Source organism: Geobacter argillaceus, assembly GCF_007830735.1.
GTDB classification, from domain to species: Bacteria; Desulfobacterota; Desulfuromonadia; order Geobacterales; family DSM-12255; genus Geomobilibacter; species Geomobilibacter argillaceus.
In genome coordinates this window covers 40,008-56,438 of record NZ_VLLN01000020.1, presented here as the reverse complement: position 1 = coordinate 56,438, position 16,431 = coordinate 40,008, and the positions used below count along the sequence as shown (strand labels likewise).

General features: G+C 57.0%; 15 protein-coding genes. 14 read left to right on the top strand and 1 reads right to left on the bottom strand.

The features are described 5' to 3' along the window. Window positions 1-42: 42 nt before the first annotated feature. The 10 genes from pcnB (at window position 43) to JN12_RS14920 (ending at window position 10,265) form a co-directional block, all read left to right on the top strand. Window positions 43-1,443 (top strand): polynucleotide adenylyltransferase PcnB, encoded by a 1,401-nt coding sequence (gene pcnB, locus JN12_RS14965; protein WP_145024161.1) that lies wholly within the window; start codon window positions 43-45, stop codon window positions 1,441-1,443. Next, on the top strand, window positions 1,418-2,728 hold the full coding sequence (locus JN12_RS14960) for a diguanylate cyclase (protein ID WP_246125883.1): 1,311 nt from the start codon (window positions 1,418-1,420) through the stop codon (window positions 2,726-2,728). The genes pcnB and JN12_RS14960 overlap by 26 nt, the downstream gene beginning before the upstream one ends. Before the next feature lie 94 nt (window positions 2,729-2,822). Next, on the top strand, window positions 2,823-3,260 hold the full coding sequence (locus JN12_RS14955) for a MarR family winged helix-turn-helix transcriptional regulator (RefSeq protein ID WP_145024159.1): 438 nt from the start codon (window positions 2,823-2,825) through the stop codon (window positions 3,258-3,260). Window positions 3,261-3,521: 261 nt separating this feature from the next. Then, on the top strand, window positions 3,522-3,863 hold the full coding sequence (locus JN12_RS14950) for a hypothetical protein (RefSeq protein WP_145024157.1): 342 nt from the start codon (window positions 3,522-3,524) through the stop codon (window positions 3,861-3,863). Between the two features lie 422 nt (window positions 3,864-4,285). Next, window positions 4,286-5,698: an efflux transporter outer membrane subunit gene (locus JN12_RS14945; protein WP_145024155.1), complete on the top strand. Its 1,413-nt coding sequence runs from the start codon at window positions 4,286-4,288 to the stop codon at window positions 5,696-5,698. Next, the gene (locus JN12_RS14940) at window positions 5,695-7,881 is read left to right on the top strand and encodes an FUSC family protein (RefSeq protein WP_145024153.1); all 2,187 of its coding nucleotides are present in this window, start codon (window positions 5,695-5,697) and stop codon (window positions 7,879-7,881) included. The genes JN12_RS14945 and JN12_RS14940 overlap by 4 nt, the downstream gene beginning before the upstream one ends. Further along, window positions 7,871-8,071, top strand: coding sequence for a DUF1656 domain-containing protein (locus JN12_RS14935; RefSeq protein ID WP_145024151.1), 201 nt, complete (start codon window positions 7,871-7,873; stop codon window positions 8,069-8,071). Before JN12_RS14940 ends, JN12_RS14935 begins: the two co-directional genes overlap by 11 nt. A gap of 37 nt (window positions 8,072-8,108) precedes the next feature. After that, window positions 8,109-8,999, top strand: coding sequence for an efflux RND transporter periplasmic adaptor subunit (locus JN12_RS14930; protein WP_145024149.1), 891 nt, complete (start codon window positions 8,109-8,111; stop codon window positions 8,997-8,999). Between the two features lie 52 nt (window positions 9,000-9,051). After that, window positions 9,052-9,390 carry a DUF1904 family protein gene (locus JN12_RS14925; protein ID WP_145024146.1) on the top strand — a complete coding sequence of 113 codons (339 nt, stop codon included), beginning with the start codon at window positions 9,052-9,054 and terminating at the stop codon, window positions 9,388-9,390. Window positions 9,391-9,527: 137 nt separating this feature from the next. Continuing rightward, window positions 9,528-10,265, top strand: coding sequence for an SDR family oxidoreductase (locus JN12_RS14920; RefSeq protein WP_145024144.1), 738 nt, complete (start codon window positions 9,528-9,530; stop codon window positions 10,263-10,265). Between the two features lie 142 nt (window positions 10,266-10,407). Here JN12_RS14920 and JN12_RS14915 read toward each other — a convergent pair whose 3' ends face one another. After that, entirely contained in the window at window positions 10,408-11,283 is an 876-nt protein-coding gene (locus tag JN12_RS14915; protein WP_145024142.1) for a LysR substrate-binding domain-containing protein, read from the bottom strand. A 118-nt stretch (window positions 11,284-11,401) separates the two neighbouring features. Between JN12_RS14915 and JN12_RS14910 the strand changes: the two genes are divergently transcribed. From JN12_RS14910 to JN12_RS14895, 4 genes are all read left to right on the top strand, one after another. Continuing rightward, window positions 11,402-12,055 (top strand): hydrolase, encoded by a 654-nt coding sequence (locus JN12_RS14910; protein ID WP_145024140.1) that lies wholly within the window; start codon window positions 11,402-11,404, stop codon window positions 12,053-12,055. 42 nt (window positions 12,056-12,097) lie between these two features. After that, complete coding sequence (locus JN12_RS14905; RefSeq protein ID WP_145024138.1) at window positions 12,098-13,969, top strand: amidohydrolase; 1,872 nt, start codon at window positions 12,098-12,100, stop codon at window positions 13,967-13,969. 91 nt (window positions 13,970-14,060) lie between these two features. Further along, entirely contained in the window at window positions 14,061-15,143 is a 1,083-nt protein-coding gene (locus JN12_RS14900) for an ADP-ribosylglycohydrolase family protein (protein ID WP_145024136.1), read from the top strand. A 31-nt stretch (window positions 15,144-15,174) separates the two neighbouring features. Then, window positions 15,175-16,407 (top strand): bifunctional alpha/beta hydrolase/OsmC family protein, encoded by a 1,233-nt coding sequence (locus tag JN12_RS14895; RefSeq protein WP_145024134.1) that lies wholly within the window; start codon window positions 15,175-15,177, stop codon window positions 16,405-16,407. The last annotated feature ends 24 nt before the right edge of the window (window positions 16,408-16,431 follow it).

Genomic DNA, 16,431 nt, shown 5'->3' with positions numbered 1-16,431 from the left:
GCGGCCTTTGCCATCGGGAGGGGAGTGTGGTAAGGTTGCCACATGAAAAACGCCTTGCCACGCATACTTTCCCGCTCAGAGCATACCATTTCCCGCCGGCTTCTTAATCCGAACGCCGTCAAGGCGCTTTACCGTCTCAATGACAACGGCTTTACCGCCTACCTGGTCGGCGGCTGTGTCCGGGACCTGCTCCTCGGCCGGGAGCCGAAGGATTTCGACATCGCCACCAGCGCCACCCCGAACCAGGTGAAACGGCTCTTCCGCAACTGCCGCCTGGTTGGGCGCCGGTTCCGACTTGCCCACCTGCATTTCAACGACGGCATCATCGAGGTGGCCACGTTCCGGGCAAACGCAGCCGAGTCTACCGGCGAAGATGAGGGAGAAGCAGCCACTCCGCTCGAAAACCACCGGCACCCGCAGGTACTCAGGGACGAGGAAGGGATGATCCTGCGGGACAATCTCTTCGGCAGCCCGGAAGAGGACGCCTGGCGCCGGGACTTTACGGTCAACGCCCTGTGCTACAACATTGCCGACTTCTCGCTCATCGATTACGTCGGCGGCCTGGATGACCTGCAGCGTGGCGTCATCCGGACCATTGGCGATCCGTGGCAACGATTCACCGAGGACCCGGTCAGGATGATCCGGGCCATCCGGTTCGCGGCCATCCAGGGATTCACGATAGAAAAGAACAGTTGGCAGGCCCTGGTCGAGCTTGCACCGACCATTGGTCGGGCCGCCCCGGCACGACTGTACGAAGAGCTGCTCAAGCTGTTCCTCTCCGGTGAAGGGGAACGGACCTATCAGCTGTTGCGTAATTGCGGCCTCTTTACCTACCTCTTGCCCTCGCTGGCCTCCTGGCTGAGTGCCGAACATGAAGGGTTCCCCCATGTCTGGCTCGGCAAGGCCCTGGAATGGACCGACCAGCAGGTTGCCGATGGCGTAACGATATCCCCTCCACTGCTCATGGCCCTCCTGTGCGGCCAATACCTCTCAGAGGAGGCTGAGCGATTGCGCGGCAGGAAGGAATCCTTTCAGCCGGCCATGGACCGGGCTACTGCCACGCTCCTGGAAGAGCTGGCCCCCGTGGTCCTGATCCCAAACCGTATTGTAGTACAGATGCGTGACATCCTCGCCAGCAGCCACCGCCTCCGCACCATTCCGGGCCGTCGCGCCCAGGCAGTGGTTGTTAGACCCAATTTCGGCGACACGTTGCAGTATCTCCGTTTTCGCAGCTCCGTCGAGCCGGAGGACGACCGTATCGTCTCCTGGTGGGAGCGGCTGGCAGCAGCCCAGCCCGTACCAACGACAACACATGCCGCTCCGGCGACCGATGACCAGCCCCGCCGACAACGGCGGCCCAGGCGCAGAAGGAAACCCCATGCACCAGTGATTGCGACACCAGAGGGGGGGCTATCCCATGAACACCCGCCACCAGGGCGATAAGCACATAAGCTCCATGCTTTCCAAGGTCTGGCCCAAGCCGTTCGCCTACTTCGAACATGTGCGCCTTTTTCTGCTCATCCTCTGCATCACCATCTCCCTTCTGGTAACCTGCCTCTTTATCTACCTCTACACTCGGACAAGCGATCAGATGCTGCAGCGTATCCAGGAGCAAGCTGCAGCCTATGCCGATCTGCTGGATCACGCCAAACGGTGGAACTTCAATTACGGCGGAGTCTACGTCGAGAAGAAGAAAGGAACCGAAACCAACTCCTATCTGGAGGCGCTCGGCATAAAGCCCGATATTCACGGCTCCGACGGACGGATGTTCACCCTGCGCAACCATGCCATCATGGCCACCGAAATCTCCCGGATGAGCGAACGGGAGGGAGGGGTCCGTTTCCGGCTGATCAGCATGAAACCCCTTGACCGGAACAACCGGCCCGATCCATTCGAGCAGCAGGCCCTGGAGCGGTTCGAGCACGGGGAAAAACTGGCCGCCCGGTTGCTGGACAAAGCAAACCCACCGATCTTCCGCTACATCACCCCGCTGTTCGTCGATCAGACCTGCCTGGAGTGTCACCATACCCAGGGGTATAGAATCGGCAGTATCATCGGCGCCATCAGCATCACCATTCCGGCAACGAACATGGTCAAAGAGGCTACCACCATCCGGTTGCTGATCACCATCAGTGCCGTGTTGACCATCCTGTTCCTGGTGGTGGTCACCTACTTTCTTACCTGGCGACTGGTCATAAAACTGGACGATGTGCAGCGAACCCTGAAGAAACAGGCCACCACCGATGAGTTGACCGGACTGAAAAACCGGCGGGTCATCATGAAGCGACTCGAAGAGGAGAGCGAGCGGAGCACTCGCCTTAGCGAACCGCTCTGTATCATGATCATCGACCTCGACCACTTCAAACGGATCAATGACTCCTACGGCCACCCCTTCGGCGACTTCGTACTCAAGCGAGTGGCCCATCTGGTGCGGGACTCGATGCGTCGCTACGACCTTGTCGGGCGGATAGGCGGTGAAGAGTTCCTGGTGGTCTCGCCAGGAACCGGCCTGAATGAAGCAGTGGCCCTGGCGGAACGGATTCGGGGCAGGATCATGAACGAGACCTTTCACGAAGGCGATGTACAGATCTCCGTCACCCTTAGCGTCGGCTTGACGATTCTCGCACCCGGCGACCAATGCGTCGAATCCCTGCTGAAACGGGCCGACACCGCTCTTTACAAGGCAAAGGAGCAGGGACGCAACCGGGTCGTTGCGGTCAGTGCTTGAATTAAAACACAAACTCAAAGGCGAGGCCATTCATGAAACAGCTGTTCAGATATTTTTCTTGACACATACATGATGCAACAACTATTGTATAAACATGTTAGGGATACGTGAAGAAAAACTCGATAACGCCTTGGACTTTATGCTGGTGAAGGTGGTTAACCGGCTTAGGTGTCAGATTGGCAGACAGCTCAAGCACTTGAATATGACCTCCGAACAATTGGTAGTCTTGGTCCGGTTGTGGGAACAAGACGGCCTCAGCCAGAAGGAACTGGCAGATAAAATTTTCAAGGATCAGGCCAATACGACCCGTATTCTCGACAAGGTCGAAAAGAAAGGCTTGGTGCGTCGCGTTGATGCCCTCAACGACCGGCGTGCCTACCTGATCTACCTGACCGATGAAGGGAAACGATGCGTAGAACAGTGCAATCCATTGGTGCTTCACATAAAGGCGAAGATGTTCAATGGCTTGACAGATAATGATTCTGAGGCCTTACGACGGACGCTCGATACTATTTCCCGAAATCTAGAGTAATTTTTTTGCACACAATCTGTTGTGACAATTATTGCTATAACATTTCTCTTGCCTCAATACTTGTAGTAGCAACTATTGTCACCATAACAAGGGGAAGGGAGAAAACATCATGAGAACATTTACATAATAGTATTGGCAGTCGATCTACAAAATTCTTCAACCAGCCGATTTGAGACCGTCAGGATCTTGCTCGGCGATCTGCAGCAAGCAGTGAGAAATATTTACTAGCTGTGCTAAGAATAAACTACATGGAGAAGTAAAATGAAAAAGAACATGATCGTCGGAATTGCAATGACATTCGCAATATTTTCAGTGAGTTCAGTATCTGCATCAGCGTCAAATCCAGGCATACTTGTGGTTAACAGTGTCGATAAACAGGCATATAACCAGTTTACCCAAGAGACGGAGCCACTTCGTGTCGCTCTGAAAACAAAGGAATTAGAATTGAATAAACAATATGCATACCGTGATTATGAAGGCGGTTTGCATGAAGGAATTGATGTGGGAAAAATAACCCAGCTTGAGGCAGAAATTAACTCGCTAAAGGACAAGATTAATACCGTCGCAAAAAAATACGAATTCACGATTTTAAGCGGTAACTAGTGTAGTTGCATCTGTAGCAGACGTTAAGGCCGGAGCCGGCAAAAACCCCTGTTCCTGGTAAACTCCGAAAACTGTGGTGATCGAACATGCAGCATTCAGGAAATAATATCGAAGCTGCAAAACGAACTGAACAAAGGAACTTCGGCCTATACAGCCGATGAATTACAACGGCTTGAAGTAAGGCTGGCTGACTATCAATTCATTTCCACTTCTATGGCCGTCAATTAATAAGGAATACATATTTCATGTGGCCGGCACTCCCAGCATCGCTGGCTCCGGCCACTGTCATTTTCATAACCCATTCAACCTATCTCCATTCAAACGTAATGGTTTTGTAAGCGGCCATATACTCATACACAAAAATACAGGAGACACGTCTGTTCAGCTCTCGAATAAACATTGCACTATTCTCCCTGGCGCTGATGCTTTTCCTCGGCGGTTGTGCCAGCTTCCCACGCAGCATTTCGACCCATTCTCACCGACTTGATCCCAATAAACTGAACGCAGGCAGCGCACTCAAATCTACAGCTCACCAAGCGACGCCCTGGCCGTCGCAAGAGTGGTGGAAGGCCTACGGTGATCCGCAGTTGAACCGGTTGGTTGCGGAGGCAACATCGGGGAACCCCTCCATACGTATTGCCCAAGCACGGGTTGCGAAGGTGATGGCGCTCAGCGGTATTGCCAAGTCGGCCCTCTTTCCGTCAGTCCAGGCCGATGCGGACTTCACCCGCCAGCAGTTTACCGAACATCAATTCGTCAAAGCTCCCTATGCGGGGAATTGGGCTTGGAATAACGTGGCAACCCTCGACTTTATGTATGATTTCGATCTCTGGGGAAAGAACCGAAGTGCCCTTGCCGCCGCCCTGGGCTCCGTTCAGGTTTCAACAGCCGAGGCACAGGAAGTTCAACTCGCCCTCGAAACAATGGTGGTCCGGGTGTATGTCCAGTTGTCACTCCAGTGCAGGCTGAAGGATATAGCGCAGACAACACTGAAACAGCGGCAGGATATCCTCGATATAACCCAAAAGCGGCTCAAGGCCGGGATTGCGACCGAACTCGACCTGAGGCAGGCGGAAACGCCCTTGCCTGCGGCACGGGCCGAGCTTGAGAGGATTTCCGAGTCCATCGAGTTGTTGCACAATCAGTTGAGTGCCCTTACCGGCAAAGGACCCGGCGATGGGGAGCAGATTCGCCCACCTGCACTTTCCTCCAACGTGCCGGTGCAGGTACCGTCTTTCCTGCCGGCAGAGCTCCTGGGCCGTCGTCCCGATGTGGTGGCCCAGCGGTGGAGGGTGGAGGCTACCGGCAAGGGAATAGACGTGGCCAAGGCAAAATTTTACCCGAACATCAACCTGACGGCGTTTGCCGGGTGGCAATCCCTCGGCTTTGCCCAATTTTTGTCGCCGGGGTCGCTGATAGCAGGGTTCGGGCCGGCAATATCCCTGCCGGTTTTCGAAGGGGGGCGGCTGCGGAGCCAACTGGGTGCCGCCACCGCCGACTACGATATTGCGGTCGAGTCGTATAACGAGACCCTGATTCGGGCTCTGGAGAACGTCGCCGACCAGGTTGTGACACTACGCTCGTTGGAAAAGCAGCGTGTCCAGGTCAATGAATCGAACTCCCTGGCCAATCGGGCCTATGACATAGCCTTAAAGAGCTTCCGGACAGGGCTTACAGAGTATCTGAATGTTCTCAATGCGCAAAATCAGACCCTCCTGGAGGCCCAACGAAAAGTGCAGGTGGAGGCGCGTTTTCTCGATGCATATGCCGCACTGATGCAGGCATTGGGCGGTGGCTCGCCGGTAACGCCACCGGCACCGGAGGGGTCGCGATGAGTGTTTTCCCTTCGTCTGCCGCATCCCCCTGGCTGCCGTCGCTGAAGCAGGAAGCCGTTGCCTGGGGCACAGCGGAAGGATGGCGATGGATATTTGTCTTCAAGTCCGCCCTGGCAGCGCTTCTGGCCCTGTGGCTGGCGATGCGGTTCCAACTCGACCAGCCGCGGCTGGCGATGATCACCGTCTTTATCGTCATGCGGCCGCAGACGGGGATGATCCTGACGAAAAGCGTGTATCGCATCGGCGGTACGCTGGCCGGTGTCATGGTTAGTCTACTGCTCGTCAGCCTGTTTGCGCAGGAACCGGTGTTATTCCTGCTCGGCTTGGCGTTGTGGGTAGGGCTCTGTACCGTTGGAGCCGCATTTTACCGCGATTTCAAATCATACGGATGCGTCCTTGCCGGATATTCCGCTGCCCTTGCCGGGTTGTCGGCGGCACCGCAGCCCAATGCAGCCTTTTCCCTTGCGGTTACCCGGCTCTCGGAAGTGACGCTCGGCATCCTGTGCGCCGGGGTGGTAAGCGACATTATATTTCCGCTACGTCTCTCCGATCAGATAACGAGCAACGTGCAAAACCGCTATGTGGAGTTCATGGCGTTCGTGCGCAGGTCGCTTTCAGGTACGGCCGCCACCGGCGAACTGGAAGCCATGCAGATGAAGCTGGTCGGCAATGTGCTTGCCCTCGAATCCATACGCAATGCAGCTTTTCTGGAAGATCCGGAAGTGCGTTCCCGCGACCTGAAGCTTCGAAAGCTCAATAGCGAGTTCATGGCGGCTTCCACCACGTTCTATTCCTTTCATCAACTCTTGAATCGGTTAACCAAAAATGCCCTCCCCGCAGGAGAGGTTCTCACTGATATATACGATTCGCTGGGCCTGGTTCTCGAACCTACGGCAGCAACTCCACAAAGCTCCCACGCAGCGCATGTGGCAGCCCGCCGCATCGCCGCATTCCGGGCTGTCCTTGCGCGAAAGGTTAGGCAGGCCAGAGCAGACGTTCCCGCCTTAAACGATGCCCAGAACCGGGCTGATTTCGAGACTGCGATTGAGCTCCTGCACCGTTTCCTGCACGAGCTGCATGGGTATACAAGGACATACGCAACCCTGTCTGACAAGGAGCAGGGGCCGAAACCTCCCGACGACATCCAGTTCGCAACGTACACCGACCCGGTGGCTGCCCTTCTCACCGGAGGGAAGGCTTTTGTCTCAATCCTTCTGATCAGCGTTTTCTGGATTGCCACTGCGTGGCCCCATGGCGCCAGCGCCCTGAGCTTTGCGGCGGTTACAAGCGCTCTGTTCGGATCCGCGCCGGATCAGTACCGTGGCGTTCGACATATGATCATGGGGCACGGTACAGGGTATGTCCTTGCACTCCTGTTTGCGTGTTTCATCATGCCGTCGCTGGACGGATTCACGCTGTTAAGTATGGCGCTCCTCCCCTTTTTGATGATCGGGTCCTATGTCATCACGTATCCTCGCTGGGTCGCCATCGGCACCGGGTACGTTGTCTTTTTCCTCGCAATGCTTTCGCCGTCGAATCCCATGGTTTTCAACCCGGTGGGGCTCATCAATGATGGTAGTGCATCGCTGTTGGGCACGGCCATAGCCGGTCTGGTATTCATGACGCTGGTACCCGCCACCGGCGCATGGTTCAATCGCCGTATGGCCGGACAAATACGCCGGCAGGTGGTCATGGCCTGCCTTGATCCGCTTTCCGGCATTCTGAACCGTTTTGAAAGCGGTACCTACGACCTGTTGCACAAGATGGAGTCAACCAAGCACCTGGCGGATGATCAGAACCAGCGGCTTGTGGCCTGGATTCTTTCGGTCAGAGAGATTGGCCGTGCAGTTATCCATGTGCGTGAAGACGCGGCTATGGTGCAGATGCCACCCTGGTTGTCGGACCAGGTGCAGGAAAGCATCCGTTCAACGGCGCGCCTTTTCCGCAGGCTTTCCGCCCGGCACCGCGAGGCGACCCTTGACAGCGTAACGTTAGCCATTAACTCGATCCAACGTGAAATGGAGTTCGAATCCCATACCCCCCATGACAGGGATACGTTGCGCCGTCTGCTGGCATCGCTGCATCTCATGCGGATTGCACTCCTTGACGACGAAACAGTCCTGGCAGCCGCCACCGGCGGTCTGCCCGAGAATACCACGGAGGAAATAGCCAATGCCGCGTGAATTTTCGCTGCTTGACGCACTGATGCCGACCATGTTTCTCGTCTTTCTTGCAAGCGCCGCCATCCAGACGGCCCTTGACAGAATCATGGGGCGATGCGGCGTCTATCGGCACGTCTGGCATCCGCCCCTGTTCCGGGTCTCGATATTTTTCTGCATTTTCGCCCTCTGCGGCCTGTTTATGCTGCGCTAGCAGATATCGGCACGTATACCATTAAAGGAATGTCCCTATGAAAATAAGGCATCTGCTTCAATTCGTCATAACCGTAGCCATCGTTGCCGCCGCCGCACTGCTGAGCAGGACATTGTGGCAACAGTACATTAATTCGCCCTGGACCCGAGACGGCAAGGTCCGCGCAGACGTAATCAATATCGCGTCCGATGTTTCCGGTATCGTCGTGCGGGTGTCGGTCAAGGACAACCAGCTGGTACACAAGGGTGATCTGCTGTTTGTCGTCGATCCGGAACGCTACCGCCTGGCCCTCGACCAGGCAAAAGCCCGCCTTGCCGCCAGCAAGGCGGTGATGACCATGCGCCGGCAGGAAGCAGAACGGCGGGCAAATCTGGATGGAATCGCCGTGTCCGCTGAAAGTCGGGAGAACGCCATGTCTCAGGCCGATTCAGCCGCAGCGGCGTATCAGGAGGCCGAGGTCGCCGTGGAGACGGCCACGTTGAACCTGCGCCGGACCGAGGTGCGTGCGCCGGTTGCCGGCTATATCGCCAATCTGAACGTTCATCCCGGCGACTTTGCAACGGCGGGGGCGGCCAATCTGGCCCTGATCGACAAGAATTCGTTCTGGGTCTACGGATATTTCGAGGAGACGAAGCTTCATCTCCTGCATCAGGGCGAGCAGGTCGAAATCAGGCTTATGGGTACTACCTCGCCCCTCCAGGGACACGTCGAGAGTTTCAGCCGAGGCATAACCGATCACGACAACCCGACTGGTAGGGAACTCCTGTCGGACGTCAACCCGGTTTTCACCTGGGTGCGGCTCGCCCAGCGGATTCCCGTGCGGATCAGGATAGATCACCTGCCGGACAATGTTCCCCTTGTTGCGGGCATGACCTGCACGATAGTCGCACGACCGCCGGTACAGCAATCCAGCAAGTGGCCGTCGTAGATTGAGGCTACAAAAACACCGGGAATACTTTTTGTAGAGAGGAGAGAACACAATGCCTTACCTGAGATTCAAGGGATTTGACGGGGAATTTTTGAGGAGAGAATGCCCCGTGCTCGTGGAGGAATTTTCCCGTGTCGCCGCAGTCCCCCGGGAAATTGTCAAGATCGAACTTCTGAATATCACCCAGATAACGGCAACGCCACGTTCGCTGGAGATATTAATGTTCCCGAGGACCCAGGAAAGGCATAACGTCATTGCGTCAACCATGCATGACATCCTCAACCGGGACGGTTACGGGGATACACATATTTTCTTTATACTGCTCACCCCTTCCCTGTATTACAAGCAGGGAACACCCTTGAAGAACATAAGTTGGCTGCCCGGCAGCTGAAGATCATGGCTGAAAAGGGTGGAGGACTGTGGTACCGTGGAGCTAACCAGTTCACTCCATAGTGTTTCGTGCCGTTATCGAGACCTTTAACCCTATTAATGGGCAGGTTTCCGAATTTATAAAAAAAGGAGTCAATAATGGATCTCAAAGGAAAAACCGTATTGGTTACCGGCGCCAACGGTGGCATCGGCAAGGCTCTGGTCAAAAGATTGCTGGACAAAGGGGTGGCAAAGGTCTATGCCGCAGCACGTACCGCTAACGCCGTGGAGGAATTGGCTCGTCTCGATCCCGACAGGCTTTTCGCAGTCCGGCTGGATGTGACCAATGCCGCAAGTGTGGAGGCCGTTGCGAAGTATTGCAAGGACGTGGATGTGCTGGTCAATAACGCAGGTGTCAATCGTTGCATGTGGTTCATGGGCCCAACCGGTATGGAAAGCGCTCACGAGGAGATGGAAGTCAACTTCTTCGGTACCCTGGCCATGTGCCGTGCATTCGCACCGATAATCGCCGCCCGTGGCGACGGGGCTATCGTCAATATCAGCTCAATCATCGGCCTGGTCAATCTGCCGCTCAACGGCACCTATTGCGCCTCAAAGGCGGCCGGCCACTCCCTGCTGCAAGGTGTGCGCGCCGAACTGGCTCCCCGGGGAATCAAGGTGATCGGGGTCTATCCCGGCCCGGTGGATACGCGAATGACGGCCGGCCAGGAGATACCCAAGGCAACGCCGGACCAGATTGCTGATGCAATTCTTGCTGGGTTGGAGAACGGTGATGAAGAGATTTTCCCCGACCCCATGTCTCAACATGTCCATGCCATGTTGTTGAAGGCCCCCAAGCAGGTTGAACGGGAGTTTGCGGCAATGATTCCGTCCTGAGGGGAAGACGGAGAGTAGTTTGAACCCGGGGAGTTCCCGGCTGCGGCGAAATGAGCCGTAGAGCCACAGCTGAAGGGGAATCGGAGCGAAGGAGGACCTCGTAAACTGTCGAATTCAGGTTCATGGTTCTTCGCACGAATGTTCAGTCTTTCAAACACTCCAGCAAATAGCGAAGAGCGGGATTCTTATTGTCGGGAAGCCATACGGTGGCAAGGCGAACAGGCTCTATATCGTCGTTCAGGGGAACGAACACCACATTGGGGTGTGGCTGGCTGCTGACATCACTCGGCATCAGACACACGCCCATACCTGCACCGATCATCCCCACCACCTCGACGAGACTGCTGGCCTTATGCGTCAATACCGGTCTGAACCCCGCCTTAATGCAGGCGTTGCTGATCGTCTGGTTTCGGCCGGGGAATTTCCCCTCGACGAGGCCGAGAAACGCATCCCGTTCGAGATCCTTGAGATCAATCGCAACCTCGCCGGCAAGCCGGTGGGTTGCCGGTAGTGCCGCTTGCAATGGTATTTCCTGTATTATCAGAATATCAAATTCGTTATCCAACTCCTCGCAGGGATTCCCGACAAAGGCCAGATCAATCTCCCTGTTGCGCAGGGCAGCAATCTGATCCCCCGGCAGCATGTCACGTACGCTTAACTCTACCCTTGGATGATTTCCCCGAAATTTCTTGAGAGCATCACCCAGGAAAGACCCGAGTACGGTGGGGATAAAGCCCACTACCAGCTTCTGCCGCAAGTTAACAGGATACTTCAGGGCATGCACCGCTTCTTCGCAGTCGCGTACTATTTTGCGTGCACTAACAAGGAACTGCTCTCCGGCTGGCGTCAGGCGGAGACCAAGCCGTTCCCGGGTAAAGAGACTGACCCCCAGTTCACATTCCAGTTCCCGGATTATACGACTTATGGCCGGCTGGGAAATGTGCAGTTTCCTGGCCGCGCCGCTGAAACTGAGTTCTTCGGCGGCAGCGACAAAGTATCTGAGGTGGCGAAGTTCCATGGCAATCAACTATAACTTTTTGTTATAGGGGGTCAAGGAATTAGTTGATTGAATTCATGAATTGCAAATCTACACTTATTACAAGAATCAAGATGCTGCACAGAACAGGAGTCACATCATGAACTACACTGAACTGCTCAATCCGCAGAACTCGGCCCTCATCCTCATCGATTTTCAGCCCCAGATGGCCTTTGGCGTTGCCAGCATCGACCGGCAGACCCTCTTTAATAACGTCATGCTACTGGCCAAGGCGGCAAAAATCTTCAATGTACCCACCATCCTCACCACTGTGGAGTCGAAAGGCTTCTCCGGCAACATGTGGCCGCAACTCCTCGACATCTTCCCCAACCAGGAGCCGGTCGAACGGAGTTCCATGAACTCGTGGGAGGACACGAAATTTGTAGCGGCAGTGAAGGCTACCGGGAGCAAGAAGCTGGTCATGGCGGCCCTTTGGACCGAAGTCTGCCTGGCATTCCCGGCCCTGGAGGCACTGAAGGCAGGTTATGACGTGTATGCCGTGGAAGATGCCTCGGGAGGAACCAGCGTTGTCGCCCACAATGCAGCCATGCGACGCATCGAGCAGGCTGGCGCAGCACCGATGACTGCTTTGCAGGTCCTCCTTGAATACCAGCGTGACTGGGCACGCAAGGACACCTACGACGCCGTTATTGAGGTGGTGAAGGAGCACTGCGGCGCGTACGGCCAGGGTGTCGAATACGCCTACACCATGGTGCACGGCGCTCCCCCCAGCCGGAAGGCTGCTGGCCGCTGATGCCACAACAAGTGCTGAAAGACAGGACCGGGAGGCAACGCCATGAATGCACCCGACTTGATGTTATACAACGGAAAGATCACCACCCTCGATAATACCCACCCCCTGGTCTCGGCCGTGGCTATGACCGGAGGACGCATAACCGCCATCGGGGGGGAAGAACTCCTCGGCAGCGCCACCGACAAAACCAGGAGGATCGACCTCAAGGGGCGGCGGGTCATACCCGGTCTCAACGATTCGCATATGCACGTCATCCGTGGCGGGCTCAGCTACAACCTGGAGCTGCGCTGGGATGGCATCCCCTCTCTCGCCAACGGCTTGCGCATGTTGAAAGAGCAGGCAGAGCGCACGCCTCCCGGCCAATGGGTCCGGGTCATCGGCGGCTGGAGCGAATTCCAGTTCGCCGAACGGCGCATGCCCACGCTCGATGAGATCAACGCCGTCGCCCCCGATACGCCGGTCTTCGTCCTGCATCTTTATTGCCGCGGCATATTGAACCAGGCCGCGCTGCGCGCCTGTGGCTACACCAAGGACACCCCGAATCCGCCCGCTGGCGAGATCCAGCGCGACAAACATGGCAATCCCACCGGACTGCTCATTGCCCGGCCTAACGCCGGCATTCTGTACGCCACCGTCGGCAAGCAGCCCAAGCTGCCGCCCGAACATCAGATGAACTCTTCGCGTCACTTCATGCGCGAACTGAATCGCCTTGGCCTCACCAGCCTGGTGGACGCGGGGGGCGGATCGCAAATCTACCCGGATGACTATGCCATCATCGAGGAACTGCACAAGCGGGGCGAAATGACCGTGCGCATGGCCTACAACATTTTCACGCAAAAGCCCAAAGAGGAAAAAGAAGATTTCCAGCGCTGCATGAAGTTGACCGCACCCGGCACGGGTGACGATTTCTACCGCTGCAACGGCGCCGGAGAGATGCTGGTGTACTCGGCGGCGGATTTCGAAGATTTCCTGGAACCCCGTCCCGACCTCCCGTCCAACCTGGAAAAGGACCTGAAAGAGGTCGTGTCGCTGCTGGCTGCCAACAAGTGGCCGTTCCGCATTCACGCCACCTATGACGAGAGCATCTCCCGCATGTCGGACGTGTTCGAAGAGGTGAACCGCGAGATTCCCTTCAACGGGACAAAGTGGTTCTTCGACCATTGCGAAACCATCTCCGACCGCAGCCTGGAACGGGTTAAGGCCTTGGGGGGCGGCATTGCCATCCAGAACCGCATGGCCTTCCAGGGCGAGTATTTCCTGGACCGTTACGGGAAGCAGGCAACGGAGCAGACTCCTCCGGTTCGAAAAATGCTTGATCTCGGCATTCCCGTGGGAGCGGGCACCGATGCAACACGCGTGTCCAGCTATAACCCCTGGCTTGCCCTTTACTGGCTGGTTTCCGGTAAGACTGTCGGCGGTGCCCCCTTGTATTCCGGAGCAAACCGCCTCAGCCGGGAGGAGGCATTGCAGCTCTATACCCAGGGGAGCAGCTGGTTTTCAGGTGAAAACGGCAGAAAGGGGGCCATTGCCGTCGGCCAGCTGGCGGATGTCACCGCGCTCACCGCGGATTACTTCTCGGTGCCGGAAGAGAGCATCAAGGGGATCGAGTCCGTCCTGACCATCGTTGACGGGAAGGTTGTCTACGGCGCCGCGGAATTTTCCAGCCTTGACCCGGTTCCGCTGCCGGTACTGCCGGAATGGTCACCCATAAAGGTGTATGGCGGGTACGGCGCGCCATTGGACATGCGCAAAGCCGCTCGGCACGGTGTCCCGGCCCCTCAGCACCAGCACTCCGCCGAATGCCGTGCGCACGGCTGCCGTCATGCGGCCCACCAGCTCGAGGTCGGCTGTAAAGCCGGGGCACCCCGTTACAGTGACTTCTGGGGCTTCGGCTGCGATTGCTTCGCGTTCTGAGCACTTAGGCGGTTTCGTGCCCATTGGTGAAGTAATATACATGGGCGACTCTCCGATCTTATTCACTGATCGGAGACGCAGGAGACCAAAAATGTCAGACATAACCATCAAGGACCGCGCCGCCGGTGCAATAATGGGTGCCTTTATCGGCGATGCACTGGGTCTCGGGCCGCACTGGTATTACGATCTTGCCGAGTTGCGCCGCGACTACGGCGAGTGGATCAACGGCTATACCGATCCCCAACCTGACCGCTACCACGCCGGACTAAAGGCCGGACAACTTTCCCAGGCCGGTTGTATCCTGAAATTAACGCTACGTTCGCTGGTTGTGTGCGGACAGTACGATGAAGCGGATTTTTGTCGACGTATGGATGAAGAATTGTTGCCATTACTGGACGGCACCCCCATGAACGGACCAGGCGGCTATACCAGTCAGTCGATTCGCGACTTGTGGCAACGGAGGGTACAGCAGAAACTGCCCTGGGGACAGACCGGAGGCCACGCCGACACAACAGAGGCAATCGAACGCACCTTGGCCTTGGCGGTGCGTTATGCCCTTGATCCTGCCCGATTGGCCAGCACCATCACCAGTAACACCATCCTGACCCAAAACGATGGTACGGTGGTGTCAATGACTGTTGCCTTTGGATCAGTTTTGGGTCTGCTGGTCCAAGGGCATACTCTGGATACCAGGTTGTCAGGCACGTTGATGAAACTGGTGCATGATGGAGCACTTCCTTTCCACGCGGTTACCAGCGACAATCTACAGCCACCGCGCCCCGGTGATCCTGACCCGCCTCGCGCCGGGAGGTTTGCCTCTCCGGATGCCCTGCTGACCCCGTCCTATATGGCTGCAGCCTCTGCGGACCCGGACATTCGCATCGAACCGGCCTGGAAAGTGTCAATCGTTTATGGCATGCCGTGTGCCATCTATCACCAGCTACCGGCGGCCTATTACCTGGCGGCCCGTTTTCACGATGACTTTGAATCCGCCCTGCTGCATGCTGTCAATGGGGGCGGCCAAAACCAGGCACGCGCCATCCTGACCGGCGCTCTTGTTGGCGCTCAGGTTGGTCTTTCGCGAATTCCACAACGGTTTCTGGACGGCCTGGAAGAGTCCGCCACCCTGCGCACGTTGGCCGACGAGCTGGCAGCGGGTATCGAAAAATCATAACGTTGCACGGGCCAGAGAGCAGGGGGTATTGATGAACACAAAGAAAATCACTTTCCCCAATGGGCGGGGGGAACTGATTGCCGCCAGGCTGGAACTCCCCGAGGACGAACAGCCGCTGGCCTATGCCCTGTTTGCTCACTGCTTCACCTGCTCCAAGGACCTCAAGGCCGTGGTGAGTATTTCGCGCGCCTTGAGCAGCAGGCGCATCGCCGTGTTGCGCTTTGACTTTACCGGCCTGGGGGAGAGCGAGGGGGACTTCTCCGCGACGACCTTTTCCTCCGAGGTGAGTGATCTGGTCGCGGCTGCCCGCTTTCTGGAGCGTGAATATGAGGCCCCCCGGCTGCTCATCGGCCATTCCTTGGGTGGTGCGGCCGTTCTGGCGGCCGCAGTGGATATTCTCTCGACGACCGTCGTAGTCACCATCGCCGCTCCGTTCGACCCTGCCAACGTGCGAAGGCTGCTGGGAGTGACGACGGAACAGATCGAGGAGGCTGGTCAAGCCACTGTCAGCATCAGTGGCCGCGAGTTCACCATCCGCAAGAGCCTGCTGGACGACCTGGAGTCTCAGCAACCGGCCGAGACGCTGCGTCGGCTCAAGGCGGCACTATTGGTGATGCACTCCCCCCGCGACCAGGTGGTGGGGATTGAAAACGCCGCCGACATCTACCGGACCGCTCATCACCCCAAGAGCTTCATTTCCCTTGACTCGGCCGACCACCTTCTGTCCGATGCCCGGGACTCCCGCTATGCAGGTGGAATCATCGCTGCCTGGGCCAGTCGCTACCTAGAGCTTCCCGATACGTCGACTCCTTCCCGTACCCCGCCGGAGGTTATCGATACCCGTGTTACTGCACGAACCGCGGCGGACAGCTTTCGTACCGAACTGTTCGCCAACGGCTTCCCTCTGATAGCCGACGAGCCTATAGAATTCGGCGGCGGCAACGAGGGGCCTTCTCCATACGAGTACCTGCTGGCCGCCCTTGGCGCCTGCACCGGCATGACGCTTCGGGCGTATGCACGCAGCAAGGGGTGGCCGCTGGAGGACGTGGTGGTGCGGCTTTCTCACCAAAAGGTTCACGCCGAAGACTGCCGCGACTGCGATGAGAAGAACCGCCAGATCGATAGTATAGAGCGGGAGCTGGAGTTTCGTGGTGAGTTGGACGAGGCGCAACGGCAGCGCTTGCTGGAGATCGCCGGGCGGTGTCCGGTGCACCGCACCCTGACAGGAGAGGTGCGGATCGGGACCACCTCGCGGCCGAAATGAGACTTCTGCATTGATAGCAGGCGG

Bases quoted from the DNA above. Each gene is read 5' to 3' on its own strand.
- pcnB (WP_145024161.1), top strand. From the start codon at position 43: ATGAAAAACGCCTTGCCACGCATACTTTCCCGCTCAGAGCATACCATT.
- JN12_RS14900 (WP_145024136.1), top strand. From the start codon at position 14,061: ATGTCAGACATAACCATCAAGGACCGCGCCGCCGGTGCAATAATGGGT.
- JN12_RS14945 (WP_145024155.1), top strand. From the start codon at position 4,286: ATGCTTTTCCTCGGCGGTTGTGCCAGCTTCCCACGCAGCATTTCGACC.
- JN12_RS14950 (WP_145024157.1), top strand. From the start codon at position 3,522: ATGAAAAAGAACATGATCGTCGGAATTGCAATGACATTCGCAATATTT.
- JN12_RS14920 (WP_145024144.1), top strand. From the start codon at position 9,528: ATGGATCTCAAAGGAAAAACCGTATTGGTTACCGGCGCCAACGGTGGC.
- JN12_RS14935 (WP_145024151.1), top strand. From the start codon at position 7,871: ATGCCGCGTGAATTTTCGCTGCTTGACGCACTGATGCCGACCATGTTT.
- JN12_RS14930 (WP_145024149.1), top strand. From the start codon at position 8,109: ATGAAAATAAGGCATCTGCTTCAATTCGTCATAACCGTAGCCATCGTT.
- JN12_RS14895 (WP_145024134.1), top strand. From the start codon at position 15,175: ATGAACACAAAGAAAATCACTTTCCCCAATGGGCGGGGGGAACTGATT.
- JN12_RS14955 (WP_145024159.1), top strand. From the start codon at position 2,823: ATGTTAGGGATACGTGAAGAAAAACTCGATAACGCCTTGGACTTTATG.
- JN12_RS14940 (WP_145024153.1), top strand. From the start codon at position 5,695: ATGAGTGTTTTCCCTTCGTCTGCCGCATCCCCCTGGCTGCCGTCGCTG.
- JN12_RS14905 (WP_145024138.1), top strand. From the start codon at position 12,098: ATGAATGCACCCGACTTGATGTTATACAACGGAAAGATCACCACCCTC.
- JN12_RS14915 (WP_145024142.1), bottom strand. From the start codon at position 11,283: ATGGAACTTCGCCACCTCAGATACTTTGTCGCTGCCGCCGAAGAACTC.
- JN12_RS14960 (WP_246125883.1), top strand. From the start codon at position 1,418: ATGAACACCCGCCACCAGGGCGATAAGCACATAAGCTCCATGCTTTCC.
- JN12_RS14910 (WP_145024140.1), top strand. From the start codon at position 11,402: ATGAACTACACTGAACTGCTCAATCCGCAGAACTCGGCCCTCATCCTC.
- JN12_RS14925 (WP_145024146.1), top strand. From the start codon at position 9,052: ATGCCTTACCTGAGATTCAAGGGATTTGACGGGGAATTTTTGAGGAGA.